Annotated in this window: 3 protein-coding genes; all 3 read left to right on the top strand. The window is 67.4% G+C overall.

The genetic code is table 11. The features are described from left to right. Positions 1-394, top strand: a 394-nt coding sequence (locus AC5JJ6_RS05525; protein ID WP_496041082.1) for a putative PEP-binding protein, incomplete at its 5' end; no start/stop codon positions are given. Further along, positions 394-1,338 (top strand): 1-phosphofructokinase, encoded by a 945-nt coding sequence (gene pfkB, locus AC5JJ6_RS05520; protein WP_496041081.1) that lies wholly within the window; start codon positions 394-396, stop codon positions 1,336-1,338. The genes AC5JJ6_RS05525 and pfkB, both read left to right, overlap by 1 nt. 66 nt (positions 1,339-1,404) lie before the next feature. Beyond that, positions 1,405-1,722, top strand: a 318-nt coding sequence (locus AC5JJ6_RS05515) for a PTS fructose transporter subunit IIB (protein WP_496041080.1), incomplete at its 3' end; no start/stop codon positions are given.

Raw genomic sequence — 1,722 nt, 5'->3', positions numbered from 1 at the left:
CGACATGCTGGCGCGGGAGGTCGATTTCTTTTCGATCGGGACCAACGACCTGACGCAGTACACGCTGGCGATGGACCGGGGAAACCCTGCCCTGGCCAAGGACGCCGACGGGCTGCACCCTGCCGTGCTGCGCATGGTCGACCAGACCGTCCGGGCGGCCCACGGCGAGGGCAAATGGGTCGGGGTATGCGGCAACCTAGCCGCCGATCCCGCCGCCGCCGCCATCCTGATCGGCCTGGACGTCGATGAACTGAGCGTCGGCATACCCAACATTCCCGGACTGAAGGCGCAAATCCGCGACATGGCGTACGAGGACGCCAAGGATCTGGCGAGACGCGCGCTGATGTGCGAAGCCGCGGACGACGTCCGCGCCCTGACGGCGGAGGTTGCCTGATGCCGGTCCGCGTAGCCACGGTGACTCTCAATCCCGCCATCGACCAGACCATCTCGATACCAAACTTCGCGGTGGGACAAGTCAACCGGGTGGAATGGGAGCAGGCGGACCCCGGCGGCAAGGGCGTCAACGTCGCGGCCTTCCTGGCGGATTTCGGCAGCCCGGTCAGCGTCACCGGATTCCTGGGGGCCGGCAATACGGAGATCTTCAGGAGCTTCTTCGCGGCCAAGGGCATCGACGACCACTTCGTGACGGTGCCGGGCAGGACCCGGGCGAACGTCAAGATCCTGGACCAGCCGAACAAGCGGATCACCGACATCAACCTGCCGGGCCTTCCCTTCTCGCCGGAAAACCTCGCCAGTCTGCAAACCGTGATCGACCGGCTCGCGGCGGACCACGACTGGTTCGTTCTGTCGGGCAGCACGCCGGCCGGCACTCCCGACACCGTCTATGCCGATCTGGTCGCCGGCCTGCGCCGGCGCGGCAAACGGGTCGTCCTGGACGCCAGCGGTCCGGCATTCGCGAAGGGGGTCGCAGCGCTTCCCTACGCGATCAAGCCGAACCTGGAGGAGCTGGAGGAACTGACGGGCCGCACGCTGCCCGATGAAGCCGCCATCCTCGCAGCCGTTCAGGACTTGATCGACCAGGGGATCGGCTGCGTCGCCGTATCCATGGGGCCGGACGGCGCCATCTTCGCGGAAGGGACGGAGCGGATCGCGACCCGCCCGCCGGCAGTGGTCGTCCGCAGTACCGTGGGAGCGGGAGACGCGATGGTCGCCGGCTTCGTCCTGGGAAAGCTGCGCGGCCTGGATCTCGAAGGCTGCGCCCGGCTGGCGAGCACGTTTTCGCTCGGCGCCCTGGCCACGGTCGGCCCGCATCTGCCACCACCGGAGAGCGTGGAAAAATCGATGGACGAGATCGATGTCCGGGTCATCGCCCGCTGAGACCGTCCCTGTCCAAACGATCCCTGCCGAACCCATTCCTGCCGTCGTCCGGGAGTTGAAAGAACCATGAAGAAAGTCGTCGCAGTGACGGGGTCGATGACCTCCGCCGCACATACGGCCATGGCGGCCGAGGCGCTGGAAGCGACCGCCGACATGCTGGGCTATGATATCCGGGTAGAGCGGCGAGGACCGTCCGGCACATCCGACCTGCTGTCGGAGGGCGAGATCCGCAACGCCGACGTGGTGATCCTGGCGACCGATCATCCCGGCGACCAGGGCCGCTTCCGGGGCAAGACGATCCACCGCGCCACTCCGGGGGAAGCGATCCGCCACACGGCGAAGCTTCTGCGCGATGCGGTCGGCGACAAGGGCGTAGGACCGGTC

This window comes from Skermanella sp., assembly GCF_059503625.1.
Note: the sequence above shows the minus strand (reverse complement) of the source record. Positions and strands in the feature narration are given on the sequence as shown.